At 59.2% G+C, this 3,178-nt stretch carries 3 protein-coding genes and 1 pseudogene; 3 read left to right on the forward strand and 1 reads right to left on the reverse strand.

Going from position 1 to position 3,178, the window contains the following annotated elements:
• Positions 1-141: 141 nt before the first annotated feature.
• Positions 142-390, reverse strand: a pseudogene (locus tag AC1DH9_RS25965) (two-component system response regulator); the annotation flags it as partial.
• Between the two features lie 262 nt (positions 391-652).
• On the opposite strand from AC1DH9_RS25965, the gene nosR reads away from it, so the two are divergent.
• The 3 genes from nosR to AC1DH9_RS25980 all read left to right on the forward strand — a co-directional run.
• The gene (gene nosR, locus AC1DH9_RS25970; RefSeq protein ID WP_427541126.1) at positions 653-1,987 is read left to right on the forward strand and encodes a response regulator c-di-GMP phosphodiesterase, NosR family; all 1,335 of its coding nucleotides are present in this window, start codon (positions 653-655) and stop codon (positions 1,985-1,987) included.
• A 182-nt stretch (positions 1,988-2,169) separates the two neighbouring features.
• Positions 2,170-2,604: an NUDIX hydrolase gene (locus tag AC1DH9_RS25975; RefSeq protein WP_427541123.1), complete on the forward strand. Its 435-nt coding sequence runs from the start codon at positions 2,170-2,172 to the stop codon at positions 2,602-2,604.
• Between the two features lie 116 nt (positions 2,605-2,720).
• Positions 2,721-3,178 (forward strand): GNAT family N-acetyltransferase (locus AC1DH9_RS25980; protein WP_477809056.1); only part of this gene is annotated, 458 nt, incomplete at its 3' end.

Consider the following 3,178-nt stretch of genomic DNA (forward strand, 5'->3'; position numbering starts at 1 on the left):
CATACGGAAGGTCCTTGGCCAGGGCGGCTTCGACCTTGCCCAGGGCTTCCAGGCCCTGAAAGGCGCTGTCGAGCACAAACCCCAGATCCGAAGCCACCACTTGCGTGCCGAACAGGGCTTCTTCAGCGCTGCTCAGCGCACATACGGAAGGTCCTTGGCCAGGGCGGCTTCGACCTTGCCCAGGGCTTCCAGGCCCTGAAAGGCGCTGTCGAGCACAAACCCCAGATCCGAAGCCACCACTTGCGTGCCGAACAGGGCTTCTTCAGCGCTGCTCAGCGCATCATCGTCGAGCACGTGGGGGCTGAGGATCTTGGCAAAGTCCTGATGGATAGAGGCGGTGTCGTCGACGATCAGGATCCGCCGGTTTTTTCGCGCAAACGGTGTCTTCATTGCAAAGCACCGTTGCAAATGAGCCCTCGCAGCGTTGTGTTCATACGGCGTCCCTTCCTGATCGCAGTGTGCTAAGGGGGCAGATCTTGGATCCAGGTACCCTGAGCATAGTCTGCGACTGTCAAGTTCGCCGCCTGCCGTGTGTCAAATCTATAGCGAACTGTGCTGAAAAACCGTCTAGCCTGTAGTGCAGGCCCGTGGAGGAGGGGGAATTCCCTTGGGTGCTCACAAACGACTGGTCTGTTTCAGCTGAGGTAATGCCATGGATGAGCTGCTTAAACCCCGAGTGTTACTGGTTGATGACGAAGAATCGATCCTCAATAGCCTGCGTCGGCTGTTGCGCGGCCAACCCTATGAGGTGCTGCTGGCCACCAGCGGCACCCAGGCGTTGGAGATCATGAAGCAGCAACCGGTCGATCTGGTGATGACCGATGCACGGATGCCCAACATGGACGGTGCGACCCTGCTGGCGCACATCCACGAGCGCTATCCCGATACCGTACGCATCCTGCTGACCGGGTATGCCGACCTGTCGATGATCATCAAGGCGATCAACGAGGGGCAGATTCACCGTTACATCAGCAAACCCTGGAACGACGAGGAAATGCTGCTGACGTTGCGTCAGTCGCTGGCGTATCAATGCTCGGAGCGCGAGCGGCTGCGTCTGGTGCAGTTGACGTGGGATCAGAACGAGGAGTTGAAGCGGCTCAACGTGTCCCTGGAAAAACGTGTCGCAGCGCGCACTGCCGAACTGCAGCAGACCGCCGACATGCTCGACCTGGCCTATGAAGAACTCAAGCACAGCTATGTCACCGGCACCGAAGTGTTTTCGCTGCTGGCCAATCTGCGTCTGCCACCGGCCAAGCAAACCAACCGGCAAATCATCGATCTGGTGCGTATCTATTGCCAGACCCATGGGCTGGATGAGGCCAGCAGCCGAGACCTGACCATGGCTGCGGCGCTTTACAACATCGGCAAGCTGAGCTGGACCGACAGCATGATGACGACGCCTTCGGACCTGCTGCATCACCCCGAACGGGAGCTGTATCGCGGTTATCCGAAACAGAGCGAATCGCTGTTGATGACCCTTGATCCGATGAAGGATGCCGCACGCCTGATCCTGCACCATCAGGAGCGCTGGGACGGCAGCGGGTTTCCCGATCGCCTCAAGGGGGAGGCAATCCCCTTGGGTTCGCGCCTGCTGAAGCTGGCCGTGGACTTCATCGAATTGCAGTGCGGGCTGATTCTTGAGCGAAACATGAACAGTGATGAAGCGCTGCTGTTCATCCGCAAATACAGCGGGCGTTTCTACGATCCGGAGCTGGTGGAGGACTTCGTTCAGGTTTGCGCCACCTACCAGCGTGATGTCACCCTCGGCGATCCGACGGTCAAGGTGCTGAGTACCCGCGACCTGGCAGCCGGGATGGTGCTGGCGCGCAACCTCAATGCCGACAACGGCATGCTGCTGCTCAATGCCGGCAAGGTGCTCAATGGTCCGCTGGTGGAAAAACTCATCGCCTTCGAAGCCATGGAAGGGGCCAGGTACAGTGTATTTGTCCATGTGCCCGAGGAGCTGGAAACGGTGATTTCTGCATAGATAGCGTTGTGAACTTCACCGGGCGTCCTTAGGCGCACGGCTTGCCGGCGATGGCGATTCCACAGACGTCATCACAGGCAAGCCATGTTCCTGCGGAGCCTGAGTGGCGGTGTTTTTCGAGGTGACGCAGAACCTGCACTCATGTGATCCTTGCGTCTTTTGCCCAGGACCATCGTTGATCCATGACGCTTTCATCCTCTGTTTCACCGCGCATTATCCGCATTGCCGCTGCCTTGCTGATCGGCCCGGATGGTCGAACCCTGCTGGTACGCAAGCGTGGGACCCAGGCTTTCATGCAACCGGGTGGCAAGATTGAAGCCTGTGAGCAACCGATCGATGCGCTGGCCCGCGAGCTGGAAGAAGAACTGGGTTTGCTCATCGACACCACTCAAGCGAGTTATCTGGGCAAGTTTTCCGCCCCGGCAGCCAATGAGCCGGGGTTTGTGGTCGAGGCCGAGATTTTTCAGCTGGATATCCAGCAACAGGTCACCCCGGCAGCAGAGATCGAAGAAGTGCTGTGGGTTGATCCGCACACTGTCGTTGATGTCATCCTGGCGCCATTGACACGAGACCAGATCCTGCCGTTTTATCGAGCCTCCCTGACGGCTCCGGCCTGACCGCTCAATGGCAAGGACTGCGTCATGATTCCAACCCCCGATCCGTTGATTTTTGCGGCGGCCTCGCTGCTGCTGGTGCTGGTGCTGCCCCCAAACCAGCGCATGTCCTGAAGCACATGGCAATCCAACGACTCGATGCCAGCCACGCACTCGCTTACCGGGCGCTGATGCTTGAGGCCTATGACCGTCACCCGCAGGCGTTCACGTCGAGTGTCCGCGAGCGCGCGGTGATGCCGTTGAGCTGGTGGGAGTCACGCTTGACCAGCCCGCTGGACGTGCTGTTCGGCGCATTTGAAGGCGACGAACTGGTGGGCATTGTCGGCCTGGCCTTCGAGGCACGGGAAAAAGCCCGGCACAAGTCAACGCTGTTCGGTATGTATGTGTCAGGCACGGCCAGACAGCGCGGGATCGGTTATCAGCTGGTTCAGGCGCTTTTCGACGAGGCACGACGTCGGTCGGGTTTGAAGCTGATTCAATTGACCGTCACCGCTGGCAATGACGCCGCAATGGCGTTGTACCAGCGTTGCGGTTTCGTGCAGTTCGGGCTCGAACCGCTGGCAGTGCGGGTTGGCGA

Source organism: Pseudomonas sp. 05T35 (assembly GCF_056396605.1).